The sequence below is a fragment of the Streptomyces sp. NPDC049837 genome (genome assembly GCF_040674455.1).
In the GTDB taxonomy this organism is placed as follows: Bacteria; Actinomycetota; Actinomycetes; order Streptomycetales; family Streptomycetaceae; genus Streptomyces.
Map to the genome: position 1 here is coordinate 559,954 of NZ_JBFAMP010000002.1, position 19,125 is coordinate 579,078.

Here is a 19,125-nt window from a genome sequence, read left to right on the forward strand (position 1 = left end):
GGCGGGCCCGCTGGGCGCGCCCGGCTGGGAGGCGTCTTGCGAGTGGTTCCTCACGGGTGCTCCGCCCTCCTCATCGGCCTCTGGGAGGCGGTTCGGGTACCCGGGGCTGTGCCTTTTATGGCTCGGTTCGCCTCCGGATCACTCGCAGGGGTCCTTGTCCTTGCGGCGGGACGCCCTGGTCAGGACCGTGCCGGTGGCGACGAGCAGGGCGGCGCCGGTGCCCAGGAGCCACAGCTTCGGCCGGGTGCCCGTGTCCGCCATCTCGCCGGGCGGGGCGGGCTCGGGCTCGGGCTCGGTGGGCGGCCGGGCGTCCGTGACGGGTTCCGCTTCCGCCTCCGCGTCCGCGTCCGCCTCCGCGTCGGCGGGCTCCGGCTCCGCGAGCGGCTCCGTGTCCGCGTCTGTCTCCGCCTCCGTGTCCGGCACCGGCTCCCGTTCCGGCACCGGCTCCCGTTCCGGCAGCGGCTCCCGCTCCCGTTCCCCTTCCCGTTCCGGTCCTGGCGCGCCCTGCCGGAGTGCCGGGGCGTCGCACGCCGGTTCCGCCGCGAAGGGGGCGCTGTGGATGGCGCCCGCGAGGGGGCCCGCCTTGAGGGCGCGGACCACGAGGTCGCCCTCGATGCCGGCGGGGCTGCCGTCATTCAGCTCCGCGCGGGGTGCGTAGAGGGAGCCCCGCAAGGTGTCGCCGGCGGTGAGGGTGAGGTCCGTGGCGTCGGCGAAGGTCCACAGGACGTACGGCGCGTCCGCGCGGCCGATGCCCGTCATCGTCGGCGTGCGCCAGGACAGTTCGCCGCCCTCGGCGGTCGTGTCGACCACGATCACGAGCGGCCGCGCCGCCGCCGGCCGGTTCTCGAACGCCAGCACCCGGACGCGGGCCAACTGCGCACCGGTCAGCCGCAGCACGTTCGTACGGCGGTCGGTGAGCCGGACCCGCACCGTGCCGTCGGAGGAGACCGCGCCGGCGGGCGGCGTCACCGTGCCCCGGCAGCGGGCCAGGGCGTCGGCGCGCTGCCGGTGGCCCGCGAAGAGCGTGCCGAAGTCGACCAGGCCCCGCGCGGGCCCCACCGATGAGGGCGGCTGCGCGGTGGTCAGCTCGACGCGCGGCGTCGTGCCGTAGCCCGCGCCGGCCGGGACCAGCCGGGTCTTGACGGGCGTGCCGTCCATGCCGGTGGCCCGCGTGGCGCTGCGCGAGAGGTCGCCGACCTTGACGTACCGGTCGCCGGTCACCCGCAGGACCCCGTCCGCCGCGCTGCCGGAGAAGTCGACCGCGCCGTCGACCAGGAGCCCGGTGGGCCGCGCGTCCCCGGCGGCCCGGAAGCCGTCCGCCGCGCGGGGCGCGATGGTGTACCGCGACCCGAGGGCGAGGTCGCCGCCCACGGCGACGGCGCTCTCGCTGCTCGTACCGCCGAGCAGCGCGTCCCGCCGTGTCACGACGCCGAACCCCTTGTTCGCGGCCATGGGGTTGCCGCTCACGGCCGGTGCCTCGTGCGACCCGGGCACCGCGGACCCGGGCACCGGCGCCGGGGACCCGGGCACCGGCACCGCGGCCGGGGGACTCGCCGCGCACAGCCCGCACACCACCGCCGGAATCACGGCCAGCCCAGTCATTCGCATAGCGGAGAAAATAGGATCATCCGACCCGTGCCGGCCGCGACGCGCCCATCCCATAGGGTGACATTTCACCCGGCCGGCGGTGGGGGAGCGGTTGCTGCGACGGCAATGGTGCCGCGGCAGCCGGGGGTGGAACCGTGCGTGACAAGAAGCTGTTCCGACGCGCCTGGAGGGCCGAGCCCCCCGTCTCCGACAGCGAACGCGAGCTCTTCGGCGGCGCCCTGCGCTACGACTTCGGCTGGGTCAAGCACGAGTACGCCCTCCTCGACCTGAAGCCCCTGGCCGCCGTGCGCGCCCTGCCCCGCCTCCTCGGCAGCACCATCCGGCTCGCCTGGGAGTCCGACCGGCGCGCCCTGCTCACCGTCGGCCTCACCGAGATCGGCCAGGGCATCGCCCAGGCCATGGGCCTGCTCCTGACGAACCAGGTCCTCCAGGCCCTCTTCGCCACCGGCACCACCGCCGAACGCCTCCGCGCCGCCCTGCCCGCCCTCGTCGCCGCCGGCGTGCTCGCCGTGGTCAACGCGGTCCTCGCGGCCCTGTCCACGGCCGGCACCGGCCGCCTGGAACCCAAGGTCGAACGGCTCGCCACCGAGAAGTACCTCCACCGCGCAGCCGGGGTGGAGCTGGAGGCCATCGAGGACGGGGCCTTCCGCAAACTCCTGGACTCCGCCCAGTTCGGCGCCCTGGCCGCCCGCAACATGATCGGCGCCTGCGTGGGCGCCCTCAACGGCCTGTTCACCATCGTCGCCGCCGCCGGCGTCCTCACCGTGCTGCACCCCGCGCTGCTGCCGCTGCTGGTGCTGATCGCCCTGCCACGCGGCTGGGGCGCCATGCACGTGGCGCAGCGCCGCTACGCCTCCCGGATGAACTGGATCGAGCACGAACGGGCCGCCCGCCTCGTCAACAACCTCATCACCAGCCGCGAGTCGGCCCAGGAGGTCCGCGTCCACCAGGTCGGCCGCTACCTCCTGGACAAGTTCCACGACATGGCCGAGACCTCCGAGGCCGAGCAGACCCGGCTCGCCGACGGACGTGCCGTCACCGAGCTGATCGCCGCCGCCATGTCCGGCGCCGCCGCACTCCTCACGTACGCCGCCCTCGGCGTCCTGCTGCTCACCGGCCGCATGGACATCGCCATGGCCGGCACCGCCGCCCTCGCCGTACGCACCGGCTCGGCCAGCCTCAGCGCCCTGATCACCCAGATCAACACCCTGCACGAGGAGTCCCTGTACGTCCGGGACCTCGACCGCTTCACGGCGGCGGCCGACGTCCGGGCCATCCCCGCCGGCGGCACACCCGTACCGGACTTCCCCGAGAAGATCACCTTCGAGAACGTCACCTTCCGCTACCCCGACCGTGAGGAACCCGCCCTGTGCGGCGTGTCCCTGACCATCGCCGCCGGCTCGGTCGTCGCCCTGGTCGGAGCGAACGGATCGGGCAAGTCCACCCTCGTGAAGATCCTCGCCGGCCTCCACCGGCCCGGCGACGGCCGTGTCATGTGGGGCGACACCGACCTCGCCGAGGCGGACCGGCTCGACGTCTTCCGCCATGTCGCCGTCCTCGACCAGGACTTCCAGCGCTGGCCGTTCACCCTCGGCACCAACATCCGCATCGGGCAGCCCGACGCGGCCCCGCAGGAGGGCCGCGTCGAGCGTGCCGCCGCGTACTCGGGCGCCGACAGACTCGGTGCCACGCTGCCGCGCGGCTACGACACCCTGCTGGCCCGCCAGTTCCGGCACGGCTCCGAACTGTCCGGCGGCCAGTGGCAGACCGTCGGCCAGGCCCGCTTACGCTACCGCCGGGCGAACCTCGTCATCGCCGACGAGCCGACCTCCGCCCTGGACCCCGAGGCGGAGATCGAATCGTTCCGGCGCATCCGCGCACTGGCCGCCGAGGGCAGGACCGTCGTGCTCGTCAGCCACCGGATGGCCGGCATCCAGTCCGCCGACGTCATCCACGTCCTCCACGAGGGCAGACTCGTCGAGTCGGGCTCCCACCGGGAGCTGATGGACCGGCCCGGCTCCCGCTACCGGCGCATGTACCTGCTCCAGGCCGACCAGTACGGCACGGCGCCGTGAGTCACCCCAGCTCCAGGGTGGTGATGCCGAAGACCCGCTCCCGCGCGAACGGACGGACCGGCCCCGTGTACATGCGCGCCGTACGGAACGTCGGCACCAGGCCGCGGGCCTCGGCCATCCGCACGGCGGCGGTGTTCGACTCCGGTACGTCCACGGCGATCCTGCCCGGCCCGAAGCCGTCCGCGAGCGCGTCCAGCAGCACCTCCGCGTCGGCCGGCGTGTCCGCGAACAGCGGGCCGACCCGGGACTCCTCGCGCGCCGGGCGGATCACCCCGTACCCCCTCACCCTCCCGTCCACGACCCGGGCGAGCGCCCGGTGGCCGGGCGCGCCCAGCCACCGCTCCAGGAACCGGGGCCGGTCGGCCGGGTAGCAGCCGCTGTCGTACGCGGCGAGCGCGGCGAGCCCCACCTCGGCGGCCGGCACCACACCCGCGTCCGGGGTGCGTCCCGCCACCGCTCCCACGTACCGCGCCGTGCGGTGGGCCGGTTCGAAGCCCGAGCGGCGGTAGTTGTCCTGCTGCGCCGGGACCCCGTCGAGGCCGACCGTGCGGTCCCCGGCGTGGGCCAGCGCCGCCTTCCAGGTGGCCAGCCCGTGACCGTGGCCGCGCTGGTCGGGGCGTACCAGGTAGAAGCCCAGAAAGGCGTACGCGTCGCTGTAGTTGACGACCGAGATGGCCGACACCGGCTCGCTCTCGCCGTCGAGCCTGCCCAGGAAGAACCCTTCGGGGTCCTGCGCGAAGAAGCTCGGCCCGTCCGTGAGGCCGGGGTTCCAGCCCTCCGCCGCGGCCCACTCGCACACGAGCGACCATTCCTCGGGCGTCGCCCGCGACACATTCAGGGGTAACAAGGGGTCTCCTCCCAGCAGTTGTACGTGGCAGCCGTACGCTACGTCTACGCCCTGCCGTTCTCCGGTCCGGGCGGTTCGGCGGCGGCAGGGTCGAGGATGCGGGTCAGGAAGTGGCGGGTCCGTTCGTGCCGGGGGTCGCCCACGACCTGGGCGGCAGGGCCCTCCTCGACGATCCGGCCGTCGTCCATGAACACCACCCGGTCGGCCACCTCCCGGGCGAAGCTCATCTCGTGCGTGACGACCATCATCGTCATGCCCTCCGCCGCCAGCATCCGCATCACCGCCAGCACGTCGCCGACCAGCTCCGGGTCGAGCGCCGACGTCGGCTCGTCGAACAGCATCACCTCCGGGCCCATCGCCAGCGCCCGCGCGATCGCCACCCGCTGCTGCTGCCCGCCCGACAACTGCGCCGGATAGGCGTCCGCCTTGTCGGCCAGACCGACGCGCTCCAGGTTCTCCCGGGCCACCTTCGCCGCCTGCTCCTTGGCGCGCCCCAGCACCCGCCGCTGCGGCAGCGTGAGGTTCTCGGTCACGGTCACGTGCGGGAAGAGGTTGAACTGCTGGAACACCATGCCGATCCGGCGGCGTACGGCGTCGATGTCGACGTCCAGGTCCGTGACCTCCGTACCGCCCACGAAGACCTGCCCCTTGGTCGGCTCCTCCAGCAGGTTCACGCACCGCAGCAGCGTCGACTTGCCGGAGCCGGACGGCCCGATGACGCACACCACCTCGCCGGTGGCGACCTCCAGGTCGATGCCGCGCAGCACCTCGTTGTCACCGAAGGACTTGTACAGCCCCCGGATCTCGATCTCGTTCCGTGTCGTCGTCGTCGTCATCGTCATCGGGCGTCCTCACTTGGCCCTGGCGGCGCGGGACTCCAGGTGGCGCACCACGAAGCTCAGCGGAATCGTCACCAGCAGGTAGCACAGGCCGGCGACGAGGATGGGCGTGGAGTTGGCGGTCTGACTGGCCAGGTCCCGGCCGAACTTGGTCAGCTCCCGTTCCTCCAGTGTCACCCCGAGGAACAGCACCAGCGACGAGTCCTTGAACAGCAGCACCAGCTCGTTGGTGAGCGGCGGGATGATGATCCGGAACGCCTGCGGGATGATCACCGACACCATCGCCCGGGCGTGCGAGAAGCCCAGCGAACGCGCCGCCTCCATCTGGCCCTTCGGCACGGCCTGGATGCCCGCCCGGATCGTCTCCGCCATGTACGCGGCGGCCACCAGCCCGAGGCCGAGGGCGACCTTGCCGTACGTACCGCCGGGGATCTCCGTACCGGGGAACGCCAGCGGCACGGCGACCCCGACGAAGATGAAGATCAGCAGGGCGGGCAGGCCCCGGAAGATCTCGATGTAGACGCTCGCGGCCCACCGGTAGGGCGCCACCGACGACAGCCGCATCAGGGCGATGACCAGGCCCAGGACGAGGCCGAAGGCGAACCCGGAGACGGTGTACACCACCGTGTTGCGCAGCGCGGTGGTGATGATCTCGGGGAAGAGCCGCTCGGCCAGGTCCGCCTGCGCGAACTGGTTCTGGAGGCGGTCCCAGTCGGCCAGGACGGCGATCAGGACGACGACGGCGACGAAGACCGCGTACTGGACGCCCTGGGAGATCCGCCGCCGCTGCCGCCTGGTCAGCCGTGAGGTCACGACAGGCCCTTGGGCAGCGGGCCGATCCACTGCTCGTAGAGCTTGTTGTACGTGCCGTCGGCCTTGGCGTCCTTGATCGCCCTGTCGATCGCGGCACGGAGCTTGTCGTTGCCCTTCTTCACCGAGAAGCCGTACTGCTCACCGGTCTCGATGTTCTGCCCGAGCGCGAAGGCGTCGGCGTTGGCCTTGTCCTTGAGCCAGCCCTGCACGACCGGGTAGTCGATGACGACGGCGTCGACCTGGCCGGTGCGCAGGCCGTTGAGCACGGCGTCGGAGCTCTCGAAAGCCACCGGGTCGAAGCCCTGGGACTTGGCGTAGCTCTCCCCGGTGGTCTCGGCCTGCGCGCCGAGCTTCAGCTTCTTCGCCTTGACCTCGGCGAGGGTGGTGACACCGCTCTTCTTGCTCGCCAGCAGGGCCTGGGTGGCGTCGAAGTAGGGGACGGAGAAGTCGACGTTCTTCTTGCGGTCCTCGGTGATCGTCATCCCGGCGGCGGCCAGGTCGCACTCGCCGGAGTTGAGGAACGCACCGGTCTTGAAGTTCTCGAACGGCGTGTCGAGGATCTTCTGTTCGACCTTGAGGTCCTTCGCCACCAGGTCGATCAGCGCCACGTCGAAGCCGACGATCTTGCCGTCCTGCTCGAACTGGAAGGGCGGGTACGGCAGGTGGGTGCAGGTCGTCAGCTTGCCCTTCTCGACCACGGGCACCCCGCCCGCCGCCTCGCCGGGCCCCTCGTCGCCGTTCCCGCACCCGGTGGCGGTGAGCAGCAGCCCGGCCGCGGTCGCGCAGGCGGTGAAGACGGTTCGGGTGTGGTGGGCGTGTCGCTTGCCGCCGGCAGTCCTCGTCACGGTTGACCTCCATGAGCGCGGGGCGGCCTAGGGGTGACGCCGGGGGTGACGCCGGATGACGCAGCCGCCGGGCGTGATCGTATGACACGGAGCGCGCCCCGTCGCGGAGATCGCCGCAGCCGACCCGGGCACCGCCTGGGCGGTGGCCGGCGCGGGGCCGTCCTGCGGCGCCGGCCGGCCGCTCGTACGGTGGAGGAAGAGGAACCCCGCCGACCAACAGGGCGGAGCAGTGCCATGGCGGAGCGGGCGGCGGCACAGCGGGCGGCGGCGGAAGGCACCGCCACGGCCGGAGAGCCCCTGGGCGAGGGCCGGGACGCGTTCCGGCGACGTGCCTGGGCGGAGGCGTACGACCGCCTCGCGGCCGCCGACGCGCGGGAACCGCTCCAGGCGCCCGACCTGGACCTGCTCGCCCGCGCCGCCTACCTGACCGGCCGGGAGGACCGGGCCGTGGAGCTCTGGGAGCGGGCCCACCTCGCGCTGGGCGAGGCGGGCGCGACCGGCCCCGCCGCACGCTGCGCCTTCTGGCTCGGCCTCACCCTCGCCCGGTACGGGCACCACGAGCGCGCCGGAGGCTGGTTCGCCCGCGCCGCCCGCTTCCTGGACGACGCGGGCGGTGACCACGTGGAACGCGGCTATCTGCTCGTGCCCGCCGGTCTCCGTGCGATGGGAGCCGGCGACCACGAGGCGGCGCGCGCGACGTTCGCCGAGGCGGCCCGGATCGCCGACCGGTTCGGCGACCCCGACCTCCTCGCCCTCGGCCGCCTCGGCCAGGGGCAGGCGCTCATCGGCGGCGGGGACGTCGTGCGTGGCCGGGAACTGCTCGACGAGGCGATGGTCGCCGTCACCGCCGGAGAGGTCTCCCCGATCACCGCCGGCATCGTCTACTGCGCCGTGATCATCGCGTGCCGGGACACCTTCGACGTCCACCGCGCCGCCGAGTGGACCGCCGCGCTCAGCCGCTGGTGCGCCTCCCAGCCCGGCCTCAGGCCGTACCGCGGGCAGTGCCTGGTCCACCGCTCCGAGATCATGCAGCTCCACGGCGAGTGGGCCGACGCCCTGGCCGAGGCGCAGCAGGCCTGCGCCCGTATGGACACCCCGGCCGGCGACCCCGCCGCGGGCATGGCCCACTACCAGCGCGCCGAACTGCTGCGCCTGCGCGGCGCCTTCGGCCGCGCCGAGGAGGCGTACCGCGAGGCCGACCGGTGGGGACACCCGCCGCAGCCCGGGCTCGCCCTGCTGCGGCTGGCCCAGGGCCGTACCGACGAAGCCCTGGCCGCCGTCCGCAGGGTCGCGGCCGAGACCGAGCACGACCCCGTGCGGCGCTCCCGCGTCCTGGCCGCCTACGCCGAGATCGCCCTCGCGGCGGGCGACACCGACGCCGCCCGCGACGCCGCCCGCGCACTCTCCGGCGCGGCGGACGACCTGGCCGCGCCCTACCTGCGCGCGGTCGCGGCCGGTGCCCGAGGCGCCGTCCTGCTCGCCGGGGGAGACCCCGAGGGCGCCGGGGAGGCGCTGCGCGGCGCCTGGGCGGCCTGGCAGGAGCTGGAGGTCCCGTACGAGATGGCACGCGTGCGCGTGCTGATGGCCCAGGCCTACCGGGCGCTCGGCGACGACGACTCGGCCGAGATGGAACTGGACGCCGCCCGCGCCGTGTTCGAGCGGCTCGGGGCCGCCCCGCAGATCGCCCGCGTGGACCGGCTGTCCCGGCGCGCCGCGGCCCACCGGCTGCCCGGCGGGCTCACACCGCGCGAGGCGGAGGTGCTGAAGCTCGTCGCGGCGGGCGCCACCAACCGCGAGATCGCGGCCGCGCTCGTCATCAGCGAGAAGACCGTCGCCCGCCACCTGAACAACATGTTCCGCAAGCTGGACGTCGGCTCGCGCGCGGCGGCCACGGCGTACGCGTACGAACACGACCTGGCCTGACGCGGGTGTGGGTCGTTCCACCCACACCGGGCGCGGCGGCCGAGATGCGCATTTCCCCCGATGCGCCGGCGACCCCGCCGCCGCCACACTCCCCATAGGTCCGCGGAACAGCCCCGGAAGAAGACCGCGGACCCGAGGAGAGGAGGCGGCGATGAACCGCACATCCACCGTGGGCGCCGAGGCCCGGCGGCGACTCCTCGCGGAGATCCCGCTCACCGAGCACCACCGTGACCTGGCCGGCGTCCCCACCGCCGTACTGGAGGGCGGCAGCGGACCCCCGATGGTCCTCCTCCACGGCATCGGGCAGTCCGCCCTCGGGTGGATCGGGGTGATCCCGGACCTGGCGTCGTCCTGGACGCTGATCGTCCCCGACCTGCCCGGCCAGGGCGCCTCCGAGGTCCCCGGCGACGTCACCCTCACCGCGGGCCGCGTCGTGGAGTGGCTGGCCGAGCTCGTCGCGGCCACCTGCGCCGCCCCGCCCGTCCTGGTCGGCCACAACCTGGGCGGCGCCGTCGCCGCCCGCTTCGCCGCCGAGCACGGCGACCGGGTCGCCGCGCTGGTCCTGGTCGACGCCTTCGGCCTGGGCCCGTTCCGCCCGGCCCCGCGCTTCGCGGTCAGCATGGCCGCATTCCAGATGCGCACCACCGAGCGGACCCGGGACCGGATGCTCGGACGCTGCATGGTCGACTTCGACGGCGTACGCGGCGACTTCGGCGAGCGCTGGGACGGCATCGCCGACTACGCGCTCGACCGTGCCCGCACCCCCGGCGTCAGGGCCGCGGGACGCATGCTCATGAAGGAGTTCGCGCTCCGCGTGATCCCCCCGGCCGACCTCGCCGCCATCCCCGCCCCCACGGCCCTCGTCTGGGGCCGCCAGGACCCCGAGGCGAGGCTTCGGTACGGCGAGGGCGCCGCCGCCCGGCACGGCTGGCCACTGCACGTCATCGACGACTGCGGCGCCGACCCCCACCTCGAACGCCCCGACGCCCTGGTGGCGGCCCTGCGCACCGCCCTCCGCGCCCCGCACGGAAGGACCCGGTCATGACCACCCCCACCAGACCCCCCGGCACGGACCGGATCCGCACCGCCTGGGACACCCTGGCTCCCGGGTTCGACCGCTACACCACGCCGCACACCATGCGGTTCGGTGAACAGGTCCTGGCCGGGACCGCCATCGGCCCCGGCACCCGCTTCCTGGACGTGGCGGCGGGCAGCGGCGCCCTGGCGCTGCCCGCGGCGCGCCGGGGCGCCCGGGTCGTCGCCGTCGACATCGCGCCGGCGATGGTGGAGCGGCTCGCCGCCCGCGCCCGCGCCGAGGGCCTGGAAGACGTCCGCGCGCTCGTCATGGACGGCGAGCACCTGGACCTGGACGACGACACCTTCGACGTGTCCGCGTCGCTCAACGGCGTGTCGCTCTTCCCGGACCTGGGGCGCGGCATCGCCGAGATGGCCCGGGTCACCCGCCCGGGCGGCACCGTGCTGGTCGCGGCGTTCGGCCCGCCGCGGAAGGCCGAGTTCATCGCGTGGACGGTGGGCGCCCTGCGGGCCGCCGTCCCCGGCTTCGCCGGCCTGCCGGCGGACCCGCCGCCGCTGCCATTCCGGCTCACGGACCCGAAACGCCTCGCGGCCGTGCTGCGCGAGGCGGGGCTCGCCGACGTGACCGTCCGTCAGGCCGTCATGGACATGGCCTTCGCCTCCGCCACGGAACTGCTGGACACCATCCGCAGCAGCCACCCTCTCGGCGCGCAGTGGATCGCCGGCCTCACCGAGGCCCGGACCGCGGAGGTCCGCCAGATCCTGGAGGGCATGTTCCGCGAACGCTCGGGCGGTGCCCCGGGCGCCGTCCTGCACACCACGATGAACGTCGCCACGGGCACGCCCCAAGGGACGCCGCTCGGGCGCGATGACACGGCCCCGGGCCACACCGCCCGGGCCCGCCCGCGCTCCCCGTAGCTCACGCCCCGGTCCGCTTGCGGAAGCAGACCCGGTCCTGCCCCGGCCCGTCGTAGTCGCGGTGCACCGGCACGCCGTCGACCTCGTCGTCACCCGGCACCAGGGCGAAGCCCAGCGCCCGGTGGAACGCGATCGACCCGGCGTTGCCCGGGGACGTCACCGCCCGCACCTCCCGCCGCCCCGCCTCGGCGGCACGCTCGAAGAACGCCGTGTACAGGCCACGGCCCAGGCCCCGCCCGCGCAGCGCGGGATCGACCCCCACGAAGTGGATGTAGGCGTCCTCCTCGTTGTCGGCGGAGTGCAGACCGACCAGGAACGCCTTGACCCCCGTACTGTCCTCCGCGACCAGGCTCGTACCCGCGAAGAACTGGAGGAACAGCCTCGGCAGCAGCAGGGACAGCTCACGGGCCTCGGCGGGCGTACGCGAATCGCCCCACCACCTGTGCACGCACTCGACGAGCGTGCGATGGTCGGACACGCGCGCGCGGCGCATCATCGGCATGTCAATCCCCTTCGGACTCGGTGTGCTCGGTGTGCCACCAGCGAGGGTTCGGGTGGGTCCCTCCCATCCCCACCATGCCGCCCACCACGCGGCGCAGCGCGGCGACCTCCGGTGTGTCGCGGCGTGCGGATGACCAGGCGAGCACCGCCGTGCACACCGGCGCGTCCGGCACGTCGACGTAGCGGATGCCCGGCCGGGGGAACAGCTCGCGGCAACTGGCCGACACGAACCGGATGCCCAGCCCCCGGCTCACCGCCGATATGCCGGCCTCGAACGTCGTGGCCTCATGCGCGGTGTACGTGACCGGCGTCCCGTCCGGACGCGGGTCCGCCGCCCAGAAGTCCCGCCACACCCGGGCCACCCGCGGCGACGAGCCGACCACGGGCAGGCCGGCCAGCTCCGCGAGCGACACGGACGTCCGGCCGGCCAGCGGATGGCCCTCCCACAGGCAGACCACCTGCCGCTCGGTCGCCAGCGGAAGCGTCTGGACACCGGGCGGCATGGGAGCGTACGCCAGGACGGCGTCCACCCGGCCCTCCAGCAGCGCGGTGGTCTGCTCGACGAAATCCACCTCCCGAAGCACCACGTCCAGGCCGGGGTGACGCTCGCGCAGCCGCTCGGCCAGCGTGGTGATGACGGGGAGGGCGGTGATGTAGCAGCCGAGGACCAACCGCCCCGCGAGCGTCCCGGCCTGCGCCCGCACCGCCTCCCGCAGCCGGTCCGCGGCCTCCACCATGGCCCGGACGCGGGGCAGCAGCGCCTCCCCGGCGGCGGTGAGCCGCACGCGCCGGGTGGAGCGTTCCAGGAGGACGAGTCCCAGGTGGTCCTCCAGCCTGCGGATCTGGCGGCTGAACGCCGGCTGGCTGATGTAGAGGCGCGCGGCCGCCCGGCCGAAGTGCAGCTCCTCGGCCAGCACCAGCAACAGCCGCAGTTGGTGCACGCTCGGATCGGGCCCGCTCCCCGGCTCGCCGTTCATACCCTGAACGGTATCAATCAGCCCTGGAGCCGCATCATTGCGCGCTTCCCGGCGGGGCCTGCCGCGGCCGACCATGGAGACCGCCACACGGTGAGAAATGAGGAGCCGTCATGTCGTCACGTCGCGCCTTCCGGTCGGTGCTCGTCCTGCTCGCGCTGTTCGTCCTGGTCACCGGCGCGCTGGAGATCGTCGTCGGTCCCTCGCTGCTGCCCGGGAGCCCCGACGTCAGCACCACCGTCGACAGCAACTACCGCTTCTTCGCCGGGATCTGGTGCGCCCTCGGCATCGTCCTGACGATCGCCGCGCGGGATCCGGAGAGCCACGCCCCCGCCCTCCGGGCCGTCTTCGGCGCCGTGTTCCTCGGGGGAGTGGCGCGCGCCGTCTCGTACCTCGACGCCGGGGCGCCGCACGCGATGCACACGGCCTTCATCGGCGTCGAGCTGATCCTGCCGCCGCTGATGCTGCTCTGGTATTCCCGCGTCCGCGCGACGCTGTAGATTCACCGCCGAGCCGAGCGGGCCCCACGGGCACGCGCCCGGGTGGAACGGCAGTGGTGTTGGCGTGGAGGTACGGCTGTGTTGATGGTGGGCAAGATCCTTCGGTTCGACGAGGTCCGCGGTTACGGGTTCATCGTCCCCAGGGAAGGGGGCGAGGACGTCTTCATGCACGCGAACGACCTGGTGGACGACAAGTACCTCTACCAGGCGGGCCGCGAGGTCGAGTTCTACCTGGAGATGGGCGACAAGGGCCCCAAGGCGTCCGAGATCCGGCTCGTCCACCAGCCCACCCGCCGGCCGGCGCCCGCGGCCGCGCCGGTACCGCGGGACGACCCGGACGACGACACGCTCGACGTACTGTCCACCGCCGAGTTCCAGGCCGAGCTGACCGAGGCCCTCATCGACGCCGACGGCACCCTGACCACCGCCCAGCTCAAGCGCGTGCGCACCCGCGTCGCCGAACTGGCGCGCGCGCACGGCTGGGTGGAGGGCTGACCCCCGACGGAACGCCGCCACCCGCGGGCCGCGCCCAAGCCATGGCCGTGCCTATGCCCGGGCCGTGCCTAAGCCATGGCCGTGCCTCCCGGTGAGCGGAGCGCGGACACCAGCCGCAGCAGCCGCGCCTCGTTGCCGGTCAGGCCGGCCCGGCGCAGTGCCCGGTCCGCCTCCGCCATGGGCGACGACAGATACACCCCCGCCATCGGGGCGAGCGCCGGGTCGGTGAGCACCGCCCGGGCCGCCTCCATCAGCCGTATGTACGCCTGGGCGGCGGCGCGCTCGTGCTCGGTCACGTCGGTCGCGTGGGTCGGGGTGGTGGTCATCTGTCTCTCCCCGTCGGCCGGTTGGTGCCATCCATGTGGTCCACCTTTCCGTACGGCACTGACAATCAGCCCCCGTCGCGCCCGCGCACGTACTCCGCCAGCCGCTCCAGGAACACCCGCTGCGCCGAGACGAGCCGGGGCGCCGCCTCCTCGGGCGTCATCCACGCCACCCGGTCCACCTCCGGGAACTCCCGCAGCCGCCCCGAGCCGCGCGGCCACTCTGTCGTGAACGTCCCCGGCACCACCGCCGCCGGGTCCAGGTCGCCCTCCACCGCCCACACCGTGACGATCTTGCCGCTCGCCTGGCGCGTCTCACCGAGCGGCACCGGCTCCCCGTCCGGCACCGGCAGGCCCAGCTCCTCCACGAACTCGCGCCGTGCGGCCGCCTCGGGCGTCTCGTCCGCCTCGTACTCACCCTTCGGCACCGACCACGCCCCGGCGTCGCGGGAGGCCCACAGCGGCCCGCCCATATGGGCGATCAGCACCTCAAGGCGCCCGCCCGAGGTACGGAACAGCAGCAGACCCGCGCTTCGCTTCACCGTCATGCCGGAAAGTCTGCCCGCGCCCCGCGCGCGTTAGCGTCGAACACACACCCCGGAAGGAGGACCGATGCCCACGGCGCCCGAGCGGCCCGATTTTCCCGTACGGGAGGCGGCCCGCGCCCCTGACGTGCCCGCACTCGACGAGCGGGTCACGCACTGCCGCGCCTGCCCGCGCCTGGTGGCCTGGCGGGAGCAGGTGGCCCGCGAGGGACGCCGCGCCTACGCCGGGTGGGACTACTGGGCCCGGCCCGTACCCGGCTTCGGCCCCGACGACGCCAGGCTCCTCGTCGTCGGCCTCGCCCCGGCCGCCCACGGCGGCAACCGCACCGGCCGCATGTTCACCGGCGACCGCTCCGGCGACGTGCTGTACGCCGCACTGCACCGGATCGGCCTCGCGAACCAGCCGGACGCCACCGACCTCCACGACGGGCTGCGCCTGTACGGAGTACGCGTCACGGCCCCCGTCCACTGCGCCCCGCCCGCCAACAAGCCCACCCCCCTCGAACGCGACACCTGCCGCCCCTGGCTGGCCGGCGAACTGCGCCTGCTGCGCCCCACCGTGCGCGCCCTCGTCGTCCTCGGCGCCTTCGGCTGGCAGGCCGTCCTGCCCGCGCTGGCGGCGGCCGGCTGGTCGGTGCCCCGGCCCCGGCCCGCCTTCGCGCACGGGGCGCACACCACGCTGGCCGCCACCGACGGGGGACCGGACCTGGAACTGTTCGGCTGCTACCACGTCAGCCAGCGCAACACCTTCACCGGCCGCCTCACGCCCACCATGCTGACGGACGTGCTGGAGCGTGCGGCGGAAGCCGCCGGGCTCAGAGCACCCTGATCCGGACCGGCCCGCCGTCCGGAGCCACCCGCGCCGCCCAGGCGCCGGACAGCGGCATGGAGCGGTACGGGCCGACCGTGCGCCACACCCGCTGCCGGTGCAGCAGCACACCGTCCTGGCTCACCGCCACCACCACCGGCCCTACCAGGGGCCGGGCCGCCCGCACCAGGAACCGGCCGCCGGGCGCCGCGAGCCGGTCGGGCACCAGCCGGTCGGGCACCAGCCGGTCGGGCACCAGCCGGTTCGGCACCGTCCACCGCAGCGGCGCGGCCACCACCACCGGCACGGAGGACACCGGCCAGGACACGGCACCCGACAGGTACGCCAGCACCGGCCCCGCCACCGCCCGCCCCTCCCATACCGCCGTACCGGCCGGCTCACCGCCGTGGAGCACGTCGCCCACCGCGAACACGCCCGCCACCGACGTCCGGAACGCGCCGTCCACCGCCGGGCCGCGCGTCCCCGGGTCAATGACGATCCCGCCCAGCCGCGCGGTCTCGTGTTCCGGGACCCAGTCGCCGGTGAACACCACCGTGTCGCACGCCACGGTCGCCACCCGCCCGTCCCGGTGCCGCACCCGCACGCCCGACAGCCGCCCGCGCCCGAGCAGTTCGGCGACCGACGTCCCGCCGAGCACGGGCACCCGCCCCCTGAGGGCCCCCGGCCGGCGCCACGCCTGCTCCGTGACCACCGCGGCCACCTCCACGCGCGCGTGGCGCAGCGCCCGCACCGCCTCCCACGAGACCGGCTCCGCCCCGACGACCACCGCGCGGGTGCCGACGCCCTGCCCGTACGCGTACACCGACCGCAGCAGCTCGCCCGTCGTCAGCACCCCGGCCGACCGGGTGCCCGGCACCAGGCGGGCGCTGCGCGGACGTTCCCGGGCGCCCGTCGCCAGGACCACGGCCCGAGCGGTGACCCGCTCCCGGCCGGCCGGGCTCGTCGTGTCGAGCGTCAGCGGGCCGGACCAGCCGGTGACGGTGACGCCGGTACGGAGCACCGCCCCGGCCCGTACCGCCCCGGCCCGTACCGCCCGTACCACCGCGTCCGCCCAGGGCCGGGCGCCCTGGGGCTCCCGCTCCAGCACCTCCACCGTGCCCGCGCCCAGGGCGGCCAGCCGCCCGGCCGCCGCGAGCCCGGCCGGGCCCGCCCCGACGACGAGCACATCCACCGCGCGCGTGCCGGTCACCGCGCCTCCCACCGCGCCTCCTCGAACATCGCCCGTACCGCCGCCCCGCAGAAGGCGCCCTGGCAGCGGCCGGCGCCCGCCCGCGTCCGGCGCCGCAGCCCGGCCGCCGAGGCGGGCGGGATCACCGAGGCGAGCGCGTCGCGGATCTCGCCGCGCGTCACGCGCTCGCAGGCGCAGACGATCTCCCCGTACGCCGGGTCGGCGGCGATCGCCCCGGCGTCCGCGTAAGGGCGGGGAAACGCCTCGCCGAGGTTCGGCATCCGCACCGGCGGAAGCTCACGCGCGGGCCCCGGCTCCAGACCGGCGTCCCTCAGCAGCCCGAGCACATGGGTGGCGATCGCCATCGACGCCGTCAGCCCCGTGGAGCGGATGCCGCCGACCGTGACGTACCGCTGCTCCGGGTGGCAGGCGATCCGGTAGTCGTCCTCCTCGGTCGCCGCCCGCAGCCCCGCGTACACCGCCGTGACCTCCTCCTCCAGCAGCGCGGGCAGGATGCGCCGGCCCCGCTCCCGCAGGAAGACCAGCCCCTCGGCCGTCGAACCGGTCGCCGTCTTGTCACCGAGGTCCTCGGCGGTCGGCCCGAGCAGCACCTTGCCGTGCACGGTGGGGGAGACGAGCACGCCCTTGCCGAGCGCGGTCGGCACCGGCAGCAGGATGTGCCGGACCAGGTCGCGGGCGAAGGCGTCGAACACGATGAGCTGGCCCCGCCGGGGCGTCACCGTGAAGTCGCGGTGTCCGAGCCGCCGGTCGAGCTCGTCCGCGTACAGACCGGCCGCGTTGACCAGGTACCGGGTGCGCAGCACACCCCGGCTCGTGACCAGCTCGTGGCCCGGACGGACGTCCTCCACCCGGCAGTTCAGGTGCAGGTCCACACCGGCGCGGACGGCCTGGGTCGCGTACGCGAGCGTCGTCGTCCACGGGCAGATGATGCTCTCGCCGGGCACGTCCAGCGCGCCGAGGGCGCCCGGGCCGAGGTGCGGTTCGCGGGCGCGCAGCTCGTCGGGGCCGATGATCCGGGCCTCCTGGTAGCCGTTCGCCTCCGCCTTGCGCGCGAGGCCCGGCAGCGCGGCGAGCTGCTCGTCGTCCCAGGCGACCAGCAGCGCGCCCACCGGTTCCACCGGGACGCCCGCCTCGGCGGCGTACGCGGCGAGCCGCCGCTGTCCCTCCCGTACCAGCCGGGCCTCCAGCGACCCGGGCACGGCGTCGAAACCGGTGTGCAGGATCGCGGTGTTGGCCTTCGACGTGCCCTCGCCGACGTCGGCGGCGGCGTCCACCAGGGCGGTGCGCAGCGGGAACCGGGCCAGCTCCCGGGCGATCGCCGAGCCGACCACCCCGGCTCCGACGACCACCACGTCGTACGGCTCCTCGGGGAGGGGAGTCACCGCGGCTCCAGCAGCGCGGCGACCGCCGTACGGAAGGCGCCCAGGCGTTCGGCGGCCTCGGCGGCCGTGACGCGCGGCTCGTACACGGCGGACGGCCGCCACGGCGGGACCGCCTCCTTCAGCGGGAGCGACGGATCGAGGCCCAGGCGGGCGAGGGCGCCCACGCCCAGCGCGGTGGCGTCCGGCAACGCCGATACCTCGACGGGCAGTTGGAGGAGGTCGGCCTGGGTCTGCATCAGCAGCGCCGAGCGGGTCAGTCCGCCGTCGACCCGGAGGGACGCCAGCGGCGCGCCCAGGCCGGCCCCGGCCGCCGACGCCAGCTCCACCACCTGCGCGGCGATGCCCTCGCACAGCGCCCGCACCAGGTGCCCGGCCGTCGTGTCCAGCCCGAGCCCGGTCAGCGACCCGCGCACGTCCCCGCGCCACCACGGCGCCGCGAGCCCGGCCAGCGCCGGTACGAACGTGACGCCGCCCGCGTCCGGCACGGTGGACCCCACCCGGTCGAGGTCGGCGGCCCCTCCGATCACCCCGAGGTCGGTGAGCCAGCGCACGGCGGAGGCGGCCGTGTACACCTGGCCGTCCAGGCAGTAGCTGGTCCGCCCGCCGAGCCGCCACGCCACGCAAGCGACCAGCCCCGAGTCACCGCGCCGGGGCCGGTCGCCGGTCTGCGCGAGCAGGAACGCCCCCGTGCCGTAGGTGCACTTGGCGGCGCCCGGCTCGGTGGCGCCCTGCGCGAGAAGCGCGGCCTGCTGGTCGACCAGGAGCCCCGTCAGGGGAACCTCCGCGCCGAAGGCGCCCGTGACGCCCACCGGCCCGGCCGCGTCCACGATCCGCGGCAGCCGCTCGCCGGACAGCCCGAAGACCTCCAGCGCTTCCGGCGCCCAGTCGACCCGGTCCAGGTCGAGGAGCTGGGTGCGCCCGGCCGTCGCCGCGTCCGTGACGAACTCCCCGGTCAGTTGCCGCACCAGCCAGGCGTCGCTGGTCGTGACCACGCCCTCCCGGGTCAGGTGGCGGCGTATCCAGGCCATCTTCGGCGCGGCGAAGTACGGGTCGAGCGGGAGCCCGGTGGTCTTCCGCAACCGGTCGGCGTGCGGGGCGAGTCCGGCGCAGATCTCCTCGGCCCGCTTGTCCTGCCAGACGATCGCGTCCGTCAGCGGTGCGCCGCTCGCCGGGTCCCAGGCGAGGACGGTCTCGCCCTGGTTGGCCAGTCCCACGGCCACGACCGGCTCCCCGGCGGCGGCCAGGGCCGAGCGCCCGGCCTCGGTGACCGAGTCCAGCAGCTCGCGCGGGTCGGCCTCCACCCGGCCGCCCGGCAGGTGGCGGGGGCGCACCGGCGCCGTACCGGAGCCGATCACTCCGCGGTCCGGGCAGATCACCAGGGCCTTGGTCCCCGACGTGCCCTGATCGACGGCCAGCACGGGGCCCGTCATCGCCCACTCCCGTCCACTCATGTCCGTTCAACTCCCTTGAGTTTACGGATCATT

General features: G+C 74.7%; 19 protein-coding genes. 7 read left to right on the forward strand and 12 right to left on the reverse strand.

The window, feature by feature from the left end; genetic code table 11:
• Positions 1-138: 138 nt before the first annotated feature.
• Positions 139-1,608 (reverse strand): collagen-binding domain-containing protein, encoded by a 1,470-nt coding sequence (locus tag AB0J57_RS07025; RefSeq protein WP_366126969.1) that lies wholly within the window; start codon positions 1,606-1,608, stop codon positions 139-141.
• 134 nt (positions 1,609-1,742) lie between these two features.
• Here AB0J57_RS07025 and AB0J57_RS07030 point away from each other — a divergent pair, with 134 nt between their 5' ends.
• Positions 1,743-3,683, forward strand: coding sequence for an ABC transporter ATP-binding protein (locus tag AB0J57_RS07030; protein ID WP_366126970.1), 1,941 nt, complete (start codon positions 1,743-1,745; stop codon positions 3,681-3,683).
• Between the two features lies 1 nt (position 3,684).
• On the opposite strand, the gene AB0J57_RS07035 is transcribed toward AB0J57_RS07030, so the two are convergent.
• Genes AB0J57_RS07035 through AB0J57_RS07050 form a run of 4 tightly spaced genes read right to left on the reverse strand, consistent with a single transcriptional unit; the run spans position 3,685 to position 6,949 of the window.
• A complete protein-coding gene (locus AB0J57_RS07035) occupies positions 3,685-4,530 on the reverse strand; it encodes a GNAT family N-acetyltransferase (protein ID WP_366126972.1) in 846 nt (281 codons plus the stop codon).
• A gap of 44 nt (positions 4,531-4,574) precedes the next feature.
• Positions 4,575-5,366: an amino acid ABC transporter ATP-binding protein gene (locus AB0J57_RS07040; RefSeq protein ID WP_366127170.1), complete on the reverse strand. Its 792-nt coding sequence runs from the start codon at positions 5,364-5,366 to the stop codon at positions 4,575-4,577.
• Positions 5,367-5,381: 15 nt separating this feature from the next.
• Positions 5,382-6,182 (reverse strand): amino acid ABC transporter permease, encoded by an 801-nt coding sequence (locus AB0J57_RS07045; RefSeq protein ID WP_366126973.1) that lies wholly within the window; start codon positions 6,180-6,182, stop codon positions 5,382-5,384.
• Positions 6,179-6,949 (reverse strand): ABC transporter substrate-binding protein, encoded by a 771-nt coding sequence (locus AB0J57_RS07050; RefSeq protein ID WP_366127171.1) that lies wholly within the window; start codon positions 6,947-6,949, stop codon positions 6,179-6,181. Before AB0J57_RS07050 ends, AB0J57_RS07045 begins: the two co-directional genes overlap by 4 nt.
• 312 nt (positions 6,950-7,261) lie before the next feature.
• Between AB0J57_RS07050 and AB0J57_RS07055 the strand changes: the two genes are divergently transcribed.
• The 3 genes from AB0J57_RS07055 (at position 7,262) to AB0J57_RS07065 (ending at position 10,903) form a co-directional block, all read left to right on the forward strand.
• The gene (locus AB0J57_RS07055; RefSeq protein WP_366126974.1) at positions 7,262-8,950 is read left to right on the forward strand and encodes a helix-turn-helix transcriptional regulator; all 1,689 of its coding nucleotides are present in this window, start codon (positions 7,262-7,264) and stop codon (positions 8,948-8,950) included.
• A 151-nt stretch (positions 8,951-9,101) separates the two neighbouring features.
• Complete coding sequence (locus AB0J57_RS07060) at positions 9,102-9,995, forward strand: alpha/beta fold hydrolase (RefSeq protein WP_366126975.1); 894 nt, start codon at positions 9,102-9,104, stop codon at positions 9,993-9,995.
• Positions 9,992-10,903 carry a methyltransferase domain-containing protein gene (locus tag AB0J57_RS07065; RefSeq protein ID WP_366126976.1) on the forward strand — a complete coding sequence of 304 codons (912 nt, stop codon included), beginning with the start codon at positions 9,992-9,994 and terminating at the stop codon, positions 10,901-10,903. Before AB0J57_RS07060 ends, AB0J57_RS07065 begins: the two co-directional genes overlap by 4 nt.
• Position 10,904: 1 nt before the next feature.
• Here AB0J57_RS07065 and AB0J57_RS07070 read toward each other — a convergent pair whose 3' ends face one another.
• Together AB0J57_RS07070 and AB0J57_RS07075 are read right to left on the reverse strand one after the other, a co-directional pair.
• The gene (locus tag AB0J57_RS07070) at positions 10,905-11,405 is read right to left on the reverse strand and encodes a GNAT family N-acetyltransferase (RefSeq protein WP_366126977.1); all 501 of its coding nucleotides are present in this window, start codon (positions 11,403-11,405) and stop codon (positions 10,905-10,907) included.
• Position 11,406: 1 nt separating this feature from the next.
• Positions 11,407-12,381, reverse strand: coding sequence for a LysR substrate-binding domain-containing protein (locus tag AB0J57_RS07075; protein WP_366126978.1), 975 nt, complete (start codon positions 12,379-12,381; stop codon positions 11,407-11,409).
• Positions 12,382-12,491: 110 nt separating this feature from the next.
• On the opposite strand from AB0J57_RS07075, the gene AB0J57_RS07080 reads away from it, so the two are divergent.
• Entirely contained in the window at positions 12,492-12,878 is a 387-nt protein-coding gene (locus AB0J57_RS07080) for a DUF4345 domain-containing protein (protein ID WP_366126979.1), read from the forward strand.
• A gap of 78 nt (positions 12,879-12,956) precedes the next feature.
• The gene (locus tag AB0J57_RS07085) at positions 12,957-13,373 is read left to right on the forward strand and encodes a cold shock domain-containing protein (RefSeq protein ID WP_366126980.1); all 417 of its coding nucleotides are present in this window, start codon (positions 12,957-12,959) and stop codon (positions 13,371-13,373) included.
• Between the two features lie 68 nt (positions 13,374-13,441).
• Here AB0J57_RS07085 and AB0J57_RS07090 read toward each other — a convergent pair whose 3' ends face one another.
• Together AB0J57_RS07090 and AB0J57_RS07095 are read right to left on the reverse strand one after the other, a co-directional pair.
• A complete protein-coding gene (locus AB0J57_RS07090) occupies positions 13,442-13,699 on the reverse strand; it encodes a hypothetical protein (protein WP_366126981.1) in 258 nt (85 codons plus the stop codon).
• Between the two features lie 65 nt (positions 13,700-13,764).
• Positions 13,765-14,244 carry an NUDIX domain-containing protein gene (locus AB0J57_RS07095; protein ID WP_366126982.1) on the reverse strand — a complete coding sequence of 160 codons (480 nt, stop codon included), beginning with the start codon at positions 14,242-14,244 and terminating at the stop codon, positions 13,765-13,767.
• 64 nt (positions 14,245-14,308) lie between these two features.
• On the opposite strand from AB0J57_RS07095, the gene AB0J57_RS07100 reads away from it, so the two are divergent.
• Positions 14,309-15,070 (forward strand): uracil-DNA glycosylase, encoded by a 762-nt coding sequence (locus tag AB0J57_RS07100; protein ID WP_366126983.1) that lies wholly within the window; start codon positions 14,309-14,311, stop codon positions 15,068-15,070.
• On the opposite strand, the gene AB0J57_RS07105 is transcribed toward AB0J57_RS07100, so the two are convergent.
• The 3 genes from AB0J57_RS07105 to AB0J57_RS07115 are packed head-to-tail and all read right to left on the reverse strand — an operon-like array spanning position 15,057 to position 19,071.
• Positions 15,057-16,259 carry an FAD-dependent oxidoreductase gene (locus AB0J57_RS07105; RefSeq protein WP_366126984.1) on the reverse strand — a complete coding sequence of 401 codons (1,203 nt, stop codon included), beginning with the start codon at positions 16,257-16,259 and terminating at the stop codon, positions 15,057-15,059. The genes AB0J57_RS07100 and AB0J57_RS07105 overlap by 14 nt on opposite strands.
• Positions 16,256-17,641, reverse strand: coding sequence for an FAD-dependent oxidoreductase (locus tag AB0J57_RS07110; RefSeq protein WP_366126986.1), 1,386 nt, complete (start codon positions 17,639-17,641; stop codon positions 16,256-16,258). Before AB0J57_RS07110 ends, AB0J57_RS07105 begins: the two co-directional genes overlap by 4 nt.
• Positions 17,638-19,071 carry an FGGY family carbohydrate kinase gene (locus tag AB0J57_RS07115; RefSeq protein ID WP_366127172.1) on the reverse strand — a complete coding sequence of 478 codons (1,434 nt, stop codon included), beginning with the start codon at positions 19,069-19,071 and terminating at the stop codon, positions 17,638-17,640. The genes AB0J57_RS07110 and AB0J57_RS07115 overlap by 4 nt, the downstream gene beginning before the upstream one ends.
• Positions 19,072-19,125: the final 54 nt, after the last annotated feature.

Excerpts from the sequence above, each read along its gene's own strand:
- AB0J57_RS07115 (WP_366127172.1), bottom strand. The coding sequence starts at position 19,071 with ATGACGGGCCCCGTGCTGGCCGTCGATCAGGGCACGTCGGGGACCAAG.
- AB0J57_RS07100 (WP_366126983.1), top strand. The coding sequence starts at position 14,309 with ATGCCCACGGCGCCCGAGCGGCCCGATTTTCCCGTACGGGAGGCGGCC.
- AB0J57_RS07070 (WP_366126977.1), bottom strand. The coding sequence starts at position 11,405 with ATGCCGATGATGCGCCGCGCGCGCGTGTCCGACCATCGCACGCTCGTC.
- AB0J57_RS07095 (WP_366126982.1), bottom strand. The coding sequence starts at position 14,244 with ATGACGGTGAAGCGAAGCGCGGGTCTGCTGCTGTTCCGTACCTCGGGC.
- AB0J57_RS07060 (WP_366126975.1), top strand. The coding sequence starts at position 9,102 with ATGAACCGCACATCCACCGTGGGCGCCGAGGCCCGGCGGCGACTCCTC.
- AB0J57_RS07075 (WP_366126978.1), bottom strand. The coding sequence starts at position 12,381 with ATGAACGGCGAGCCGGGGAGCGGGCCCGATCCGAGCGTGCACCAACTG.
- AB0J57_RS07080 (WP_366126979.1), top strand. The coding sequence starts at position 12,492 with ATGTCGTCACGTCGCGCCTTCCGGTCGGTGCTCGTCCTGCTCGCGCTG.
- AB0J57_RS07040 (WP_366127170.1), bottom strand. The coding sequence starts at position 5,366 with ATGACGACGACGACGACACGGAACGAGATCGAGATCCGGGGGCTGTAC.
- AB0J57_RS07090 (WP_366126981.1), bottom strand. The coding sequence starts at position 13,699 with ATGACCACCACCCCGACCCACGCGACCGACGTGACCGAGCACGAGCGC.
- AB0J57_RS07025 (WP_366126969.1), bottom strand. The coding sequence starts at position 1,608 with ATGCGAATGACTGGGCTGGCCGTGATTCCGGCGGTGGTGTGCGGGCTG.
- AB0J57_RS07065 (WP_366126976.1), top strand. The coding sequence starts at position 9,992 with ATGACCACCCCCACCAGACCCCCCGGCACGGACCGGATCCGCACCGCC.
- AB0J57_RS07055 (WP_366126974.1), top strand. The coding sequence starts at position 7,262 with ATGGCGGAGCGGGCGGCGGCACAGCGGGCGGCGGCGGAAGGCACCGCC.